The sequence below is a fragment of the Bacteroides sp. 14(A) genome (genome assembly GCF_000526555.1).
Taxonomy (GTDB): domain Bacteria; phylum Bacteroidota; class Bacteroidia; order Bacteroidales; family Bacteroidaceae; genus Bacteroides; species Bacteroides cellulosilyticus.
This window is the reverse complement of the sequence record NZ_JAGH01000002.1, coordinates 1739787-1756518: the sequence shown is the minus strand read 5'-3', so window position 1 is coordinate 1756518 and position 16732 is coordinate 1739787. Positions and strand designations below refer to the sequence as shown.

Genomic DNA, 16732 nt, shown 5'->3' with positions numbered 1-16732 from the left:
AGTTATTTATCTTTTATATTCACCACCCGTACCTGTTGGGTAGCGGGTACTAATCCCGACTTTAAAATAATCCGCTGTCCCCGGTCGGAAGCAAGGAAGGAGGCAAATCCCCACGGAAGCGCGCTCCGCGGATCGTTTAACAGGGCATAGATGCTGCGTGCCAACGGATAATCACCGTAAAACAAATATGCCTGATAGGGTTTGAAACTGTTTTCCGGCGTCGCCTTGTCGGCTGCGCTGACGGACATCACACGTACTTCTTTGCTGAAGGAGAGCCCTGTGCTGTCATTACGGTCGCTCAGCCAATTCACGCCGATAATACCGATAGCATCAGGAGTCTTTGACACAAAGTCGATGACCTCTCTGTTGGTTTTCAATGCTTTCACCTGGTCCGATAACGGAGCACCCTTACAAATGGAATCCACCGCAAACCGCACGGTACTGGAGTTTTTATTGTCAAATACCAGGCGGATATCCTTCAGCCGGGATGCCGGATAAATTTCCTTCCATTGTGTAACCTTTCCCGTCAGGATGCTGCGAATTTCGTTCACGGTGATCAACGTATCAGGATTCTCCCTGTTCGTAATCAACGCTAGCCCATCCGTAGCAATCTTTATCTCCTGCGGGAAGAACTTCCGGCTATTGAAAGAGTTCATCTCCTCCGGTGTCAGTCTGCGACTGGTTATAGCCAATCGCAGACTGTCCTTGAGCAATAGATTGACGGCTTCTACTTCCGTCACATAACGGGGCACAATTCCTGCCAGAGGAAACAGTCCTTCAAATACATCCACCTCCTCCTGTACGATAGGCTGGAAACTTTCGTCCGCAGCAATTGCTATCACACCCGAAGTGTACGTATCCGTCAGCCCGTCCTTAGGCTTACTTTGGCAGGCAGACACTGCAAGCAGCATCACTGCCAAACTCAAAAGTTGAAGTTGTTTCACCGTTTTCATGACACACACATTATTATTGTAACCTAAACACTACCGGAATTGTATACTTCACCGATACAGCTTTACCATTCTGTTTACCGGGAATCCACTTAGGCATGGACATAATCACACGGACAGCTTCTTTGTCCAGATAAGGGTCTACACCTCTCAGCACATTCACATCACGTACACGACCATCCGCACCTACTACAAACTGGCAAGTCACACGTCCCTGCGTTCCGTTTTCCTGGGCAATAGTCGGATACTTCATATTCTTGCTGATGAACTGCATCATCTCAGCCTGTCCACCAGGGAACTGAGGCATTTGTTCTACCATATCGAAAACCTTTTCAGGTTCCGGTTCAGCTTGGGTAACCACTTGTTTCAGGTCGGCAATATCCTTACCATGTTCTTCGTCGTTACCTTTCACGTCAGCGATAGAAATAGCCACTTTTGTTTCTGTCAGTTCCTGCTGGCTCTTAATCTCATCCTCATCTCTCACTTCCTCGTCTTTCTTGATGACGGGAGCCGTGAATTTGATAGAACTCTTCAGTGCAGGAGGCGGGGGAGCAACGGGCTCCACTCTTTTCATTTCTTCCTGTTTAATTTCCGGTTCTTCCAATTGAGACAAGGTAGTCACCTCAGTCATCACTTCCTTCTGCTTCGGCGTAGCCATCTTTATCAAAGTAGGGATACTGAACCCTATCAATGCAATGACAATCACCAGTATCACAGCAATATTATGACGCTTCGGAGATTTCTCTCTTAACTGATAGGCGCCGTATGCCTTATTCTTGCCACTGAATATCAGGTCACACCATTCCGAAGAACTTAAATCTACTTTAGCCATATTCTTACTTTTTTAGGTGTTACACATTATTCGGCAAGATTCTGCGACAATTCACCTTTGCTATCGTAGTTCTTTATCAAGAACTCATCGGCTTCAGCGATGTCCGTAATCACATACTTACCTATATTACATATCTGCATTTCATCGAGTGCATCAATCAGATTCTTGTACGAAGCATCATCAGTGGCTTTGATAATCACGGTCGGAGTATCCTTTCCGCTCTTAATTTCACCCAATTTCTTCGTAAACTCTTCTTCTGATATCTTAAGATTCAGTTTCTGCTGTTTCAGTTCGTTCACTTCATTTACAGCAGCTCTATTACGTTGCAAAAGCATTGCTCTCAGACCATCCGCCTTATAGGTTGTTTCCTTCAGCGAACTATAATCTTTATAGTTGGGCTCTCCATCGTAATAATACAATTTATCGTCACCTCCCAACAGCAATGTGATAGCCTGTGATGCCTTCACTTTAGACTGCTGCTCTTCAGTAACATTCTTATCATTGCTCGGCATGCTTATCTCCATAGTCTGAGGTTTGCTCAGTGAAGTACAAAGCATAAAGAAGGTAATCAGCAACATGTTCATGTCCACCATCGGTGTAAAGTCCACCCTGACGGTCATTTTCTTTTGCTTATTTTTTCCGCCTTTTTTCTTATTGCCGCTTTCTTGTATTTCAGCCATAATATTTCCTTTCTGTTAGTCTTCAGAAGTAGTCTTCAGAGAAGTAATCAGGTTATACCGGTTCTCTCTGAGGTCCTGAAGTGAGTTCATCACATTCTTGATTACGGAATAAGGAGTATTGGCATCCGCCTTGATGGCGATACGTAAATCTTTGTTCGTGGCACGGGCATTGCGCACCCAGGCTTTGAACTGATTATCGATACTGTCGGTAGGTATCCCCTCATTCTTTAACACAGCGTCTTGCTGATCCTGCGGCAAATCGAGGTACTTCTTCATACTCTTCATTGGCACCCCGAAAGTAGACGCCAATGAGAATTTCTTAGTTTCCTCCGGAGTGAAAGTCACTCCATATTCTTGCCCCATTGCTTCCAGCACCTCGCGCAAGTCAGACTGTTTGTCCAGACTCATAAATACTTTTCCCTCCGGATCGACCAATATTTGCAGGATATTCGTTTCCGGGATCTTAATCTCGGATACGGACCCCGGAGTGGTAACCTGTACCGGCTCTTTCTTCACGAACGTAGACGTCAGCATGAAGAAAGTCAGCAGCAATACAGTCACGTCACTCATCGCGGTCATGTCGATGAACGTACTTTTCTTTTTTATTTTCGCTCTACCCATAATTGTAGTATTTTAAAAGGGTTCGACCGATTTATTTATGCGTAGCTGCAAATGTCTGCACGATAGAGAAACCAACCTCATCAAGGCTGTAAGTTAACTTATCAATCTTATTGGTATAATAGTTATAAGAGATAACGGCCAATGCACCGGTTAAGATACCGAAGGCAGTATTAATCAAAGCCTCGGAAATACCTTGTGACAATGCCATAGAGTCAGCAGAACCTCCGGCAGCCAGAGCGGCAAACGAACGGATCATACCGATAACCGTACCAAGCAATCCCATCAATGTACCCAGAGTAGTGATAGTACCGATAATAGGCAGGTTCTGTTCCATCATCGGCAGCTCCAAAGCAGTAGCTTCTTCCAACTCTTTCTGGATGGCAAGCAACTTCTGGTCTTTAGCAAGAGTCGTGTCATTCTCCATTTCAGCATACTTCTTCAGAGTAGCATTTACTACATTGGCTACAGAGCCACGTTGATTGTCACAAAGTTCCTGAGCCTTCTTCATATCACCGGCAGCCAAAGCAGCTTTGATGTTAGCAACGAATTTAGCCAATGAACCTTTACCGAAAGCAGCACCAATAGCGATGTAGCGTTCAATACTCAGTGCAATAACGGTCAGCAAGAGAGTCTGAATAACCGGAACGATGAATCCACCTTTGTAGATAGTACCGAGGAAGTTCCCTGGCAGCGGATGGTTGTTCGGGTCATTGTTCATGAAGTTAGAGGGGTTTCCCAACACAAAGTGAAAAATAAGCACAGCAACGATAAAGCAAATTACGATTACCCAACCGGCGGACTTGATGCCTTTAAAAGAGGCAGATTTCTTTTGAATAGTTTCCATGATGAAAAATTTAAATGGGTTTGTATTAAAATTGATTTTTAAAAATTAGACGTATGGATATAATCCTCCCCTTCACAGCATGAACATGCCGCTAACGCCCGTATAACCCAACCCAAGCATAGGATTGTAAAAGGTCACCTACTTTCAGCCATATTTCGGGAAAGAAGTAAAGGGAAAAAAGGGGAAAACTAAATAAAAAGGAAGTTTAAATCACAATCCGCCGCAAAGTGTAGATGTAGTATTCACTACTGAAGGATGTGTAATGCGGATCTTTATCTGAATAATATAGTTTAGACTGGTCATGTACCAACAAATTGTGGTGAGAAGAAATCATCAAAAGGCCTCTCATTACAGACGCTGTTTCAACAGCTCTGCGGAAACGATAAGGATTAAAAGAATATCTTTCAGAGATAGGTTTGCTTCCAAGTTCAGCATCCGTAGTCCACATAAACTTGGAGTTTGTAAATAAGTTGCTTCTAGTATTATTAGCGACATTATCCGAAGAAGCATTCTTTAATGATGATGAAGAAGCACTCACCTCACAAGTAGATGCAGCTTTTTCAACCATCCCCGTAAAGTTGACGGCTCTGCTACCAAGACTACACGTCACCATAAGTAGCACAAATACCAAAAATGTCTTTACAGTTGTTCTCATGTCGCTTTCAATTCTATAGTAACAACAGCGAATGGCTGTTTTTTGTTTTATAAAAATCGAATTTTCTTTTAATAATAAAAATAATGTTCAGTAAATAAAGGAATTATAGTACCTTTTAATACGAAGTAAAGGTACGAATAAAGCACTAAATACGAAAGCAAAAATATGATATAATTTCCTGGTTTTAAGTAGTTTTAATCATTGGTTTATTACTTAGGGGATACTATATTACATTGATAATACAACAGTATACATTTTATCATAAATATGCAATTATAATGTAAAAAGTAGGATTACTTTAAGAGGAGAATTAAGATAGAAGAGAATAAACTGGGGAGGATATTGAACTGAAAGAAGACGTGTATCGGGAAGGGGATATAAACGTAAAAGCAAAGGGATATTATACCTATAAACACAAAAAGCCTCCATATCATTTCGATATGGAGGCTTCTCTCTAAAAAACGGCAACTACCTACTCTCCCACTTGACGCAGTACCATCGGCGTGATCAGGCTTAACTTCTCTGTTCGGAATGGGAAGAGGTGGAACCCTGATGCTATAGTCACCTAAATAAGTTAGACATGATGCAAAAAGCAAAGATTTTAAACTGAACGTATATACCTGCCATACAAGGCAAAGACCAAAAGTGAACGGGCAATTAGTAATGCTCGGCTATGATGTTACCACCTGTACACCTGCATCCTATCAACGTTGTAGTCTTCAACGACCCTAAGAAATCTAATCTTGTGGCTGGCTTCGTACTTAGATGCTTTCAGCACTTATCCAATCCCGACTTAGATACCCAGCAATGCACCTGGCGGCACAACTGGTAAACCAGAGGTCAGTCCAACACGGTCCTCTCGTACTAGTGTCAGAGCCACGCAAATTTCATACGCCCACGATAGATAGAGACCGAACTGTCTCACGACGTTCTGAACCCAGCTCGCGTGCCACTTTAATGGGCGAACAGCCCAACCCTTGGGACCTTCTCCAGCCCCAGGATGTGACGAGCCGACATCGAGGTGCCAAACCCCTCCGTCGATATGAGCTCTTGGGAGGGATCAGCCTGTTATCCCCGGAGTACCTTTTATCCTTTGAGCGATGTCCTTTCCATACAGAAACACCGGATCACTATGCTCTAGTTTCCTACCTGATCGACTTGTAAGTCTCCCAGTCAAGCGCCCTTATGCCATTACACTCTGCCGCCGGTTACCAATCGGCGTGAGGGCACCTTTAGAAGCCTCCGTTACATTTTTGGAGGCGACCACCCCAGTCAAACTACCCACCAAACAGTGTCCTCGTATCAACGAGTTAGAACTCAAATAACCAAAGGGCCGTATTTCAACAGCGGCTCCACAAATACTGGCGTACCTGCTTCAAAGCCTCCGGCCTATCCTACACATCAATTACCCAAATTCAATGTTAAGCTATAGTAAAGGTTCACGGGGTCTTTTCGTCCCATCGCGGGTAATCGGCATCTTCACCGATACTACAATTTCACTGAGCTCACGGTTGAGACAGTGTCCAGATCATTACACCATTCGTGCAGGTCGGAACTTACCCGACAAGGAATTTCGCTACCTTAGGACCGTTATAGTTACGGCCGCCGTTTACTGGGGCTTCAATTCAATGCTTCTCTTGCGATGACATCTCCTCTTAACCTTCCAGCACCGGGCAGGTGTCAGGCTATATACTTCATCTTTCAATTTGGCATAGCCCTGTGTTTTTGTTAAACAGTTGCCTGGACCGATTCTCTGCGCCCCACCTCGCAGTGGGGACCCTTTATCCCGAAGTTACAGGGTCAATTTGCCTAGTTCCTTAACCGTGAATCACTCAAGCGCCTTAGTATATTCAACCCGACTACGTGTGTCCGTTTACGGTACGGGTACCTTAAAGATTAAGTTTAGCGGATTTTCTTGGGAGTATGTTTACATGCACTATTGGATTGTTCCGAAGAACGCTCCATACTATCAGGTTCGACTCTCGGAGCGGATTTGCCTGCCCCGATCAACATCTACACCCTTCAACGAACTATTCCGTCAGTTCGCGGCACTGTCACGCCTCCGTCTCCACGTCACTCTTTAAGGTAGTACAGGAATATTAACCTGTTCTGCCATCGGCCTCACCGTTCGGCTGAGCCTTAGGACCCGACTAACCCTGATCCGATTAGCGTTGATCAGGAAACCTTAGTCTTTCGGCGAGGGGGTTTCTCACCCCCTTTATCGTTACTTATACCTACATTTGCTTTTCTACACGCTCCAGCAAAGCTTACGCTTCACCTTCGACGCTGAGTAGAATGCTCCCCTACCGATGTTTGCACATCCCATAGCTTCGGTAAATTGCTTATGCCCGATTATTATCCACGCCAAACTCCTCGACTAGTGAGCTGTTACGCACTCTTTAAATGAATGGCTGCTTCCAAGCCAACATCCTAGCTGTCTTAGCAATCTGACTTCGTTAGATCAACTTAGCAATTATTTCGGGACCTTAGCTGATGGTCCGGATTGTTCTCCTTTAGGACATGGACCTTAGCACCCATGCCCTCACTCCTGATATAGAACTAATACGCATTCGGAGTTTGTCAAGACTTGATAGGCGGCGAAGCCCTCGCATCTTATCAGTCGCTCTACCTCATATTAGTATAAATCAAGGCTGCACCTAAATGCATTTCGGGGAGTACGAGCTATCTCCAAGTTTGATTAGCCTTTCACCCCCACCCTCAGCTCATCCGGAAGCTTTTCAACGCTTATCGGTTCGGTCCTCCAGACAGTGTTACCTGTCCTTCAACCTGGCCAAGGGTAGATCACTTGGTTTCGCGTCTACTCCTTCCGACTATCCGCCCTATTAAGACTCGCTTTCGCTTCGGCTGCAGATCTCAAGATCCTTAACCTTGCCGGAAAAAGTAACTCGTAGGTTCATTATGCAAAAGGCACGCCGTCACAGTTTACACTGCTCCGACCGCTTGTAGGCGCATGGTTTCAGGGACTATTTCACTCTTCTGTTCGAAGTGCTTTTCACCTTTCCTTCACAGTACTGGTTCGCTATCGGTCTCTCGGGAGTATTTAGCCTTACCGGATGGTCCCGGCAGATTCACGCAAGATTCCTCGTGTCCCGCGCTACTCAGGATACCACTAGGGTTCAGTTAGCTTAGTATACCGGGTTATCACCGTCTATGACTGAACTTTCCAGATCATTCTACTCACTAACTTTCGTCCCACGACGTGGTCCTACAACCCCATACATGCCGTAACACATATGGTTTGGGCTATTCCCCGTTCGCTCGCCACTACTTGGGGAATCATTATTTATTTTCTATTCCTACAGGTACTAAGATGTTTCAGTTCCCTGCGTTCGCCTCCATCGTAAGATGGATAATATCTCTTCAAGATATTGGGTTGTCCCATTCGGAAATCCGCGGATCAAAGGTCATTTGCACCTACCCGCAGCTTATCGCAGCTTATCACGTCCTTCATCGCCTCCGAGAGCCAAGGCATCCGCCATGCGCCCTTACTTACTTTTAGTCTTACCTAGCCGTATGGCTCGATATATACTTTCAGCTTGTTATAACTTTACTTTTTTTTGTACATCATGTCAAAGAACGGTTGATTAACAAATTAATAATTAATAATTAAATTTGTTATCAGAGTGGAGAATAACGGATTCGAACCGTTGACCCCCTGCGTGCAAAGCAAGTGCTCTAGCCAGCTGAGCTAATCCCCCTTCATTAATTAAAAATTATAAATTATAAATTAAAATGCGATGTCGTAAATTTAATTTTTAATTTCTAATTTCTAATTTAAGAAGTAGTCCCAGGCAGAGTTGAACTGCCGACCTCTACATTATCAGTGTAGCGCTCTAACCAACTGAGCTATAGGACTGTCGAGTTCAACCTCGCCTTGCGGCTCGGCTTCTTCTTTCTCAATATATATTATATAAACAACTACGCGTAGTGCAAGAGGTTCTTATGTAGCATGTCAAAAGAACCAACTTCTAATTTGTTAGTACAGAGAGTTTTTAATTTATAATTGTTAATTATTAATTTCAAAATCTCTGATTTTGACTGAGCGTCGCTCCAGAAAGGAGGTGTTCCAGCCGCACCTTCCGGTACGGCTACCTTGTTACGACTTAGCCCCAATTACCAGTTTTACCCTAGGCCGCTCCTTGCGGTTACGGACTTCAGGTACCCCCGGCTTTCATGGCTTGACGGGCGGTGTGTACAAGGCCCGGGAACGTATTCACCGCGCCGTGGCTGATGCGCGATTACTAGCGAATCCAGCTTCATGGAGTCGGGTTGCAGACTCCAATCCGAACTGAGAGAGGCTTTTGGGATTAGCATCACATCGCTGTGTAGCTGCCTTCTGTACCCCCCATTGTAACACGTGTGTAGCCCCGGACGTAAGGGCCGTGCTGATTTGACGTCATCCCCACCTTCCTCACATCTTACGACGGCAGTCTCTCTAGAGTCCTCAGCATGACCTGTTAGTAACTAAAGATAAGGGTTGCGCTCGTTATGGCACTTAAGCCGACACCTCACGGCACGAGCTGACGACAACCATGCAGCACCTTCACATCTGCCTTGCGGCTAATCTGTTTCCAAATTATTCAGATGCAATTTAAGCCCGGGTAAGGTTCCTCGCGTATCATCGAATTAAACCACATGTTCCTCCGCTTGTGCGGGCCCCCGTCAATTCCTTTGAGTTTCACCGTTGCCGGCGTACTCCCCAGGTGGAATACTTAATGCTTTCGCTTGGCCGCTTGCCGTATATCGCAAACAGCGAGTATTCATCGTTTACTGTGTGGACTACCAGGGTATCTAATCCTGTTTGATACCCACACTTTCGAGCATCAGCGTCAGTTACAGTCCAGTAAGCTGCCTTCGCAATCGGAGTTCTTCGTGATATCTAAGCATTTCACCGCTACACCACGAATTCCGCCTACCTCTACTGCACTCAAGACGACCAGTATCAACTGCAATTTTACGGTTGAGCCGCAAACTTTCACAGCTGACTTAATAGTCCGCCTACGCTCCCTTTAAACCCAATAAATCCGGATAACGCTCGGATCCTCCGTATTACCGCGGCTGCTGGCACGGAGTTAGCCGATCCTTATTCGTATGGTACATACAAAAAGCCACACGTGGCTCACTTTATTCCCATATAAAAGAAGTTTACAACCCATAGGGCAGTCATCCTTCACGCTACTTGGCTGGTTCAGACTCTCGTCCATTGACCAATATTCCTCACTGCTGCCTCCCGTAGGAGTTTGGACCGTGTCTCAGTTCCAATGTGGGGGACCTTCCTCTCAGAACCCCTATCCATCGATGTCTTGGTGGGCCGTTACCCCGCCAACAAACTAATGGAACGCATCCCCATCGGTTATCGAAATTCTTTAATAACAAAAAGATGCCTTCTCGTTATACTATCCGGTATTAATCTTTCTTTCGAAAGGCTATCCCGGAATAACCGGTAGGTTGGATACGTGTTACTCACCCGTGCGCCGGTCGCCATCAACCTATTGCTAGGTCATGCTGCCCCTCGACTTGCATGTGTTAAGCCTGTAGCTAGCGTTCATCCTGAGCCAGGATCAAACTCTTCATTGTAAAAGTATTGTGACTGCGCTTTTTAATAATTAATTATTAAAAAGCGACAGCGTTTTTGCTCTGTTCAGGACGCTCGGTTTATTAAAAGTCTTCAAATTACCTATATATATAAGTTACTTGACGGTTCTTTTTTATACCCAGATGCTGCGCTTTAATTATTAACTTTTAATTATTAATTTGCGAAGCACCTGCTCTTGTACTACTTGTATTGTTTATGTAAATTCTTCAAAGATCGCTTCTTTTTAAAACTGCTTTTCTTTTCAGAAAGCGGATGCAAAGGTAAGAACTTTTAAGTATATCTTCCAAATAATTTCGAAAGTTTTTTTTCTTTTTTCTTTTTCTCGTCGTCTCTCTTTGCGAAAGGGAGATAAAAGAAGAAGAAGTTCTTAGCGCCGCCTCTATCAGGGAAGCCGACTCTGTGTCAGCCTCTTCTCGGAAAGCGGGTGCAAAGGTAAGAACTTTCAAGCATATCTTCCAAATATTTCCGGAAGTTTTTTTTCTTTTTTCTTTTAGAACGCTGTATTCCTGATCGGAATAAAGGCTAAAGGAAAGAAAAACGTTGGAGTTCCTACGCCGTTTCTGTCAGAATGTCAATTTCAAGGCTGACCGTCTCTTGGTTAGCGGGTGCAAAAGTAGCCGATATATCCATTCACTCCAAACATATCTGTCTTTTTTTCGAAACTTTTTTGAAACAATTTCGTAAATGGCTGATTGATAAGGATGTTGTAGAACATAAGTTTGAAAGGGAGAATGAAAGGAGCTGGAAGGGGGTACATTATTATATATGCGTGCGCGTGTAAGGAGGTAGATTAACTCACCTACCACCTCCCCCCTACGGGGTACTCCTCCTCCCGGGAGGAGGAGAAATGGATAGAAATAGAGGGGGGGATACAAAAAAGAGACGGAGCTCCTCACGAAACTCCGTACTCACAAGATGAAAAGGATTAAAAAAACAATATATACTGGTTAGGTGAGGTATTAGTTATCAAGTTAGGTCTTTATTTCTTTTTGGAGAAGAGTAAATGCCAGAAAGAAGACCAAATATCAAATCGGCTACTGAGCGTAGACTTATAGTCTTCCGCTATTTTCTGGTGCAACGAGTTCAAACGCTCGGTAAGCTCTATCATTTTATCTAAATCAGCTTTTAGCTTAGCCTCCCACTGAACATGCAAATAATTCTCTTCCCGCAGATCATCATTCTTTTTTGCTAATCGGGAATTCTCCTGATAAATCCAGTCTAAATGCCCCCTCGGAATTCGCTCAATAGTTTCATCGTCAGGATAGGATTGCATCGATTTTAACTCAAGAGCTCTATCGAGTTCGTCAGCATCCACCAGCGGATCCGGATCTTCAAAAGGATCCCTCTTTAAAGAAGAGATTGTCAAATAATTGAGCCGAATCCATTCCCGGATTACCCCCTCAGTTACGCCGTATTTTTCGGCAGCTGCTTGTATAGAAAGCCAATTAGCCATATAGTGTTTGATTAAATAAGTTTCAAATCAACCCTATACGGCTATAATGGTTTATATTATAAAAGTACGGGGTCTTACTTCTTCCCTACCAGTAGGTATGTGGATACCTCTAAAAACAGGAAGAGTAAGCCCGTACCAAGACTGATACAGGCTACGCTCATCCGGTTTTTTAGTCAAATTTCCACATTTTACTGGTACCGGAAGAGGACATGTAAACCATGAAAGATATCACATGTCACGTGTTCAGTTGCAAAGATACGTTTTTTTTCACATTCAACAACAAAAGCATTCATTTGTTTCGAATTTCATCAAAAAAGATTCTCTAAAAACCGTTGAGCATCTATTCTTGTTTTCCTCAGTCAAACCAGCTTTTACCATATTCATAGCGAGTATCCCTACCCTTCCACACTATTGAAACGCCCGATTCATCGGGGTTAGCGGGTGGAAGGGATATTTTCGGACAAAGAAATGACCGCATAATAATTCCCATAACGGCTACGTGAGCGGGAAAATCCCAATGGCGCCAACAACTGGGCAAACGCATTCGAATTAACTCCCCGCATGGCGGCTGGATTCTGTCTTTTCAAAACCTTGAAAATGTCTGCTGCGGAAAGGCGTTGCACTATTTCATCCCGATCTTCGGCTGTGACAGGGCGGAAACAGGCATAAAGCACCTCTTCCATTATGCTGCGACGCTGAAACATCTTATTATGCTCCTTCAATTCATGTTCTTCTTCTGCCGTAAACCAATATCGGGCACCTTTCAGAAGCTCTTGCTTCAACTGGGCATAGATTTGTTTGTGCACAATGCGGGAACAATCTATCTTCCCCTTCACTTCCACACAAAGAAAACGCCGGCTCCCCGTAGGATCGGATAATAAATCGGAACGGTTGCTTGTGCCTATGAAAGAGGCGATACGCGGCAGGTTGCGATAGTTTCTCTGATAGGCTTTACAAAGGTTCAGCTCCGCCATCTGCATCAGATTCTTCAGCAACGGCATTTTAGAAGCGGGATATTTATCGAACTCGTCGAGATTCAGCAGACCCATTTCCGACATTTTACGGGTGACGTTTCCCTTTGAAGTCAACTCCACTTCATCCGAATAGTAACGTGACAGGGTTTCGGGCATTAAACTCTTGCAAAAGGTAGATTTCAAACAGCCTTGTTCCGTACTGATAAGGATAGGAGCCACACTGTTGGCATGCTTTCCCGTTATGCCCAGCCATTGTGCAGTAAGGGCAAGCAACCATATATGGAAGTGTTTTATCCACAATGGATCAGAAGAAACACGGTGCGCCAATGCTTCAAGACGATCAATGCCATCCCAGGCCGGAAGTTCGTCCAGATACAGAAGGAAAGGATGATAACCGGGTACACTGGTAGAATAAAGATAACGACTGATGTCTTTATCCCAACAGGCAATGCCCCGTGCATGCGCTTCGAGGCAGAAAGAATTCAGTTCCCGCCTGCCCACAGGTGCAAAAGGCTCTCCTCTCCCATCTGCCGGACGGTATTCGGTTTCTTCCGTCAGCAAATTATAACGAAAATCGTAGGTAGATTGCAGGAAGCGGTTTACCTGATCCGTCAGACTAACCGGCACGGTCTTTACACGTTCCGCAACAGGATGGTTTGTGGAACGCGCAACGGTAATATCCGTGTGCTCCACAATAGATTCCGGCTGATTTGCCAGCACTTTTTTTTCTTCTCTCCAACTCTCAAAAAAAGAGGTAATGAATCGCATTAATTTTGTCTTCATAATTCTGTTACTATTTTAGTGATTAATGCTACGAAGTTAGCATCATAAAAGGTCTGTTTGCAAACGTTTCAGAGAAATCCGTTCAACTAATCAGCACTAATAAAGCAGGTATATCTTGTTGTGATTTCACATATGGGATCATCGTCTTTTGCATAAGGCATCCGCAGCGTTTGATTATAGTCGGCAGGCTTACTGATTACTGTCAGCAAGCTTGTTGATTGCAATCAGCCAGCCTGCCGACTATAATCAAACGATATGAATGGTCCGTTCAAAATTTGCTCTTCCCTTATATATATGGTACATTTGCATCATCAATTGTAAAACGACAAACAATGGCAATACTTTTTGAATGGTATGAGACTCCGGTACCGAACAATGAAACGGACGAAACTGAGAAAACAACAATCCATGCACGCATCACCCTCAATGGAAAAGTAGGAACCGACGAAATCCGCCGAAAAATACAGAAACGCAGCTCGCTGACTGAAACTGATGTGTCGGCGGTGCTCGACGCGCTTTCTCATGTGATGGGCGAGGAATTATCGGAAGGGCGGCAAGTACACCTGGATGGTATCGGCTATTTCTACCCCACACTGAAAAGTGAAAAAGGAATCACGAGGGAGACGGACCGGAAAAATGAAAAGGTGAGATTGAAAGGTATCAAGTTCCGTGCCGACCGTGCGCTGAAGGACGAGGTGGGCAACGTGAAACTGAAAAACTTCAGGCACAGCGGGCACTCCGGTAAACTGTCTGATGTAGAGATAGATATGCGGCTGAAAGCGTATTTTGCAGAACACCAACTGATGACACGTGCCGATTTCCAGCGTATATGCGGCTTTATGCGGTCTAAAGCAGCGGAGCACCTGAAACGGCTGAATGCGGAAGGAAAGATAGAAAATATAGGAAGAAAGACACAACCGATATATGTGCCGGCGGCAGGATATTATGGAGTCAGCCGGGATCGGATCGTAACGAGATAAGTCCACAAAAAACACCCTTCCACACGCTATGCCCGATGAATAAAGGGACGCAGCGGTGTGGAAGGGTGCTTCAAAAAAGTGATGTGTACCAAACTTACGTTATTTGTTCACATCTGAAACGCTCACTTCCATCAGATAAAGTATTCTGCTGGAATAATCACTTTTCTTGTTTCTATCCACCAAATGATCGTAAGGAATTTCCAGACCGTTTGCCATTAAATATGCTCCACTGAATATCTGTCCTTCAAAGATTAACGGCTGATTATCAATGCGGTTCAGTTCACGGATACGATAGTTACCTTGCGGATTCAACCCCGCCATCTTCACACGCGGTAAATGTTGGTTGCGGAAATGTTCAGTCTTCCACCAATAAAAAACAGCCTTATCTTTTTCCGGAGATGTGTACATCAACGAGGCTACGCCCAACTTATCATAAGGTGATACCAGCCTATAAATATCTCCCAATTGAACTACCGGACGTATTTCCTTATACTCGGCTATGGCTTTCCTGCAAAGTTCCTTTTCTTCACCGGTCATATCCTTGGGCTGTATTTCCATTCCCAAACGTCCGCTCATAGCCACATCAATACGGAATTTCAGTGGAATAGTACGGAAAGTCTGATGATTAGGGGTAGCGCTGATATGCGAAGCCATTGCCATGGCCGGAAAGAAATAAGAAGTTCCCCACTGCATATACACACGTTGCAAAGCATCGGTATTATCGCTCACCCAGAACTCGTCAAAATAGGGTAGTACTCCATAGTTCGCCCTGCCACCGCCCTGAGCGCAGGCCTGGATGGTCAGGTCGGGATATTTGCTGCGTATACGCTTACAGATTGACTCGAAGCCCCGATGGTAGGCTATATACAGATGGCTCTGCTCTCCCTTACCCAGATAACCGGAGCCATGATTCATGATAGGCATATTCGCATCCCATTTGATGTAATCTATCTCCGGATGTTTTGTCATCAGATTATCCACTATACCAAAAATAAAATCCTGCACCTTGGGATTAGACAAGTCGAGCACCACCTGCGTTCCGCCTCGGCCTGCAACCAGTTCATACCCGGGAGCCCGGATCACCCAGTCCGGATGTTTTTCATACAGTTCACTGGTGGTATTCACCATTTCCGGTTCAATCCAGATGCCGAACTTAATGCCCTGTTTCTTAGCCTCATCAATCAATCCCCCGATACCCGAAGGCAGTTTTTCCTTATCAACGACCCAATCTCCCAAAGAAGACCGGTCTGTTCTGCGTGGATACTTGTCACCGAACCAGCCATCGTCCATCACAAACAATTCACCGCCCAAAGAGGCGATATCTGACATCATCTGACTCATTCCAGTCTCATTGATCTTGAAATAAACTCCTTCCCAACTGTTCAGGAGTATCTTGCGGAGTTTTGTCCCGTTGGCCAGTTTATGTAGTCTGGCCCAGCGGTGAAAATTACGGCTGCTCCCACTCAATCCTTCATCACTGTAAGTCAAAGCCAGTTCAGGAGTCCTGAACACTTCACCCGGTTTCAGGTGATATGTCGAATTGTCTTCATTGATACCGGCATAAAAATGATGGTATTCACTGTCGTCCGTGTCGATGCGCAATTTGTAGTTCCCACTATAACACAATGCCGCACCAATGACACGCCCGCTATTCTCAACAGGTTGTCCATCAAGCGAAAACATGACCTCGGCATGTGCCGTATGTGAATTGCGTACTCCATCTCTATTCTTTATGACTTTCATTCCCGGCTCCAAAGGCTCTTGCAACAAGCGCCCTTCATTGGCCCAGGCTCCGTAAAGATGAGACAACCATACATTTCCCCGCCGGATGGGCAGATAAGCGGAAGCAAACTGATTGAGTGTCACGTTTTTTTTCTCCTGATGGCTGAGTTCGGTCCATGTTTCTATGATATCCACATCCTGATAGGCTTTATAACAGACCTTTACATAAAAGGGGTATACTTTGTCTTTCAAGGATATGATTGTCAGGTCAGCATCTTTCTGCCGACTGGTTTCTACGTTCACTACTTCCAGCTGAAGCGCCATACTGCCATCGCTGTGCTGTACGGCCAGAGCAGTTTCAGACGGACAATTCAAGCCATAGACCGGATAAGCGGATAAATTACCTTTCTCAGCACTGTTGATTGCCCGGAAATCCGCCTCCGACAGTTTACTGCCATAATATATATATTTCAATTCCTCCCCGACCGGAGCCGAAAGTACCAAGGAGGTTTTAGTGGTAGAAATTGATATATTCTGGGCACACAGACCACTTACCACACCACACAGCGTAGTCAGGAAAATGATTTTTCTAATAACATTCATACTATATATGTTCTATTT

10 protein-coding genes, 2 tRNA genes and 3 rRNA genes are annotated in these 16732 nt (G+C 44.7%); 1 reads left to right on the top strand and 14 read right to left on the bottom strand.

Annotated features, from left to right (window positions below; genetic code table 11):
- Window positions 1-2 precede the first annotated feature (2 nt).
- The 13 genes from K429_RS0113955 to K429_RS0113885 all read right to left on the bottom strand — a co-directional run bounded on the left by K429_RS0113955 (window position 3) and on the right by K429_RS0113885 (window position 13409).
- Window positions 3-953 carry a PstS family phosphate ABC transporter substrate-binding protein gene (locus K429_RS0113955; RefSeq protein WP_026367266.1) on the bottom strand — a complete coding sequence of 317 codons (951 nt, stop codon included), beginning with the start codon at window positions 951-953 and terminating at the stop codon, window positions 3-5.
- Between the two features lie 13 nt (window positions 954-966).
- Complete coding sequence (locus tag K429_RS0113950) at window positions 967-1782, bottom strand: energy transducer TonB (protein WP_007209413.1); 816 nt, start codon at window positions 1780-1782, stop codon at window positions 967-969.
- Between the two features lie 26 nt (window positions 1783-1808).
- Window positions 1809-2465, bottom strand: coding sequence for a biopolymer transporter ExbD (locus K429_RS0113945; protein WP_026367265.1), 657 nt, complete (start codon window positions 2463-2465; stop codon window positions 1809-1811).
- A gap of 12 nt (window positions 2466-2477) precedes the next feature.
- Window positions 2478-3083, bottom strand: a complete 606-nt coding sequence (locus tag K429_RS0113940) for a biopolymer transporter ExbD (protein WP_007209411.1) — start codon at window positions 3081-3083, stop codon at window positions 2478-2480.
- Between the two features lie 31 nt (window positions 3084-3114).
- The gene (locus tag K429_RS0113935) at window positions 3115-3927 is read right to left on the bottom strand and encodes a MotA/TolQ/ExbB proton channel family protein (protein WP_007667673.1); all 813 of its coding nucleotides are present in this window, start codon (window positions 3925-3927) and stop codon (window positions 3115-3117) included.
- A gap of 205 nt (window positions 3928-4132) precedes the next feature.
- Window positions 4133-4582: a hypothetical protein gene (locus tag K429_RS0113930; RefSeq protein WP_007219751.1), complete on the bottom strand. Its 450-nt coding sequence runs from the start codon at window positions 4580-4582 to the stop codon at window positions 4133-4135.
- Between the two features lie 459 nt (window positions 4583-5041).
- A 5S ribosomal RNA gene (gene rrf, locus K429_RS0113925) occupies window positions 5042-5151 on the bottom strand.
- Between the two features lie 68 nt (window positions 5152-5219).
- A 23S ribosomal RNA gene (locus K429_RS0113920) occupies window positions 5220-8102 on the bottom strand.
- A 125-nt stretch (window positions 8103-8227) separates the two neighbouring features.
- Window positions 8228-8301, bottom strand: a tRNA-Ala gene (locus K429_RS0113915).
- An 84-nt stretch (window positions 8302-8385) separates the two neighbouring features.
- Window positions 8386-8459: transfer RNA gene (locus tag K429_RS0113910), tRNA-Ile, on the bottom strand.
- Window positions 8460-8657: 198 nt separating this feature from the next.
- A 16S ribosomal RNA gene (locus K429_RS28715) occupies window positions 8658-10180 on the bottom strand.
- The 16S, 23S and 5S rRNA genes sit together here with 2 tRNA genes alongside, the layout of an rRNA operon.
- 998 nt (window positions 10181-11178) lie before the next feature.
- Window positions 11179-11652: a hypothetical protein gene (locus tag K429_RS0113890; protein ID WP_007212142.1), complete on the bottom strand. Its 474-nt coding sequence runs from the start codon at window positions 11650-11652 to the stop codon at window positions 11179-11181.
- A gap of 434 nt (window positions 11653-12086) precedes the next feature.
- Window positions 12087-13409 (bottom strand): VapE domain-containing protein, encoded by a 1323-nt coding sequence (locus K429_RS0113885; RefSeq protein WP_026367262.1) that lies wholly within the window; start codon window positions 13407-13409, stop codon window positions 12087-12089.
- Window positions 13410-13741: 332 nt separating this feature from the next.
- On the opposite strand from K429_RS0113885, the gene K429_RS0113880 reads away from it, so the two are divergent.
- Window positions 13742-14389 carry an HU family DNA-binding protein gene (locus tag K429_RS0113880; protein ID WP_007212139.1) on the top strand — a complete coding sequence of 216 codons (648 nt, stop codon included), beginning with the start codon at window positions 13742-13744 and terminating at the stop codon, window positions 14387-14389.
- A gap of 99 nt (window positions 14390-14488) precedes the next feature.
- Here the strand turns inward: K429_RS0113880 and K429_RS0113875 are convergent, their stop codons facing one another.
- A complete protein-coding gene (locus K429_RS0113875; protein WP_007219601.1) occupies window positions 14489-16714 on the bottom strand; it encodes an alpha-galactosidase in 2226 nt (741 codons plus the stop codon).
- Between the last annotated feature and the right edge of the window lie 18 nt (window positions 16715-16732).

Bases quoted from the DNA above. Each gene is read 5' to 3' on its own strand.
- K429_RS0113955 (WP_026367266.1), bottom strand. From the start codon at position 953: ATGAAAACGGTGAAACAACTTCAACTTTTGAGTTTGGCAGTGATGCTG.
- K429_RS0113950 (WP_007209413.1), bottom strand. From the start codon at position 1,782: ATGGCTAAAGTAGATTTAAGTTCTTCGGAATGGTGTGACCTGATATTC.
- K429_RS0113940 (WP_007209411.1), bottom strand. From the start codon at position 3,083: ATGGGTAGAGCGAAAATAAAAAAGAAAAGTACGTTCATCGACATGACC.
- K429_RS0113935 (WP_007667673.1), bottom strand. From the start codon at position 3,927: ATGGAAACTATTCAAAAGAAATCTGCCTCTTTTAAAGGCATCAAGTCC.
- K429_RS0113930 (WP_007219751.1), bottom strand. From the start codon at position 4,582: ATGAGAACAACTGTAAAGACATTTTTGGTATTTGTGCTACTTATGGTG.
- K429_RS0113890 (WP_007212142.1), bottom strand. From the start codon at position 11,652: ATGGCTAATTGGCTTTCTATACAAGCAGCTGCCGAAAAATACGGCGTA.
- K429_RS0113885 (WP_026367262.1), bottom strand. From the start codon at position 13,409: ATGAAGACAAAATTAATGCGATTCATTACCTCTTTTTTTGAGAGTTGG.
- K429_RS0113880 (WP_007212139.1), top strand. From the start codon at position 13,742: ATGGCAATACTTTTTGAATGGTATGAGACTCCGGTACCGAACAATGAA.
- K429_RS0113875 (WP_007219601.1), bottom strand. From the start codon at position 16,714: ATGAATGTTATTAGAAAAATCATTTTCCTGACTACGCTGTGTGGTGTG.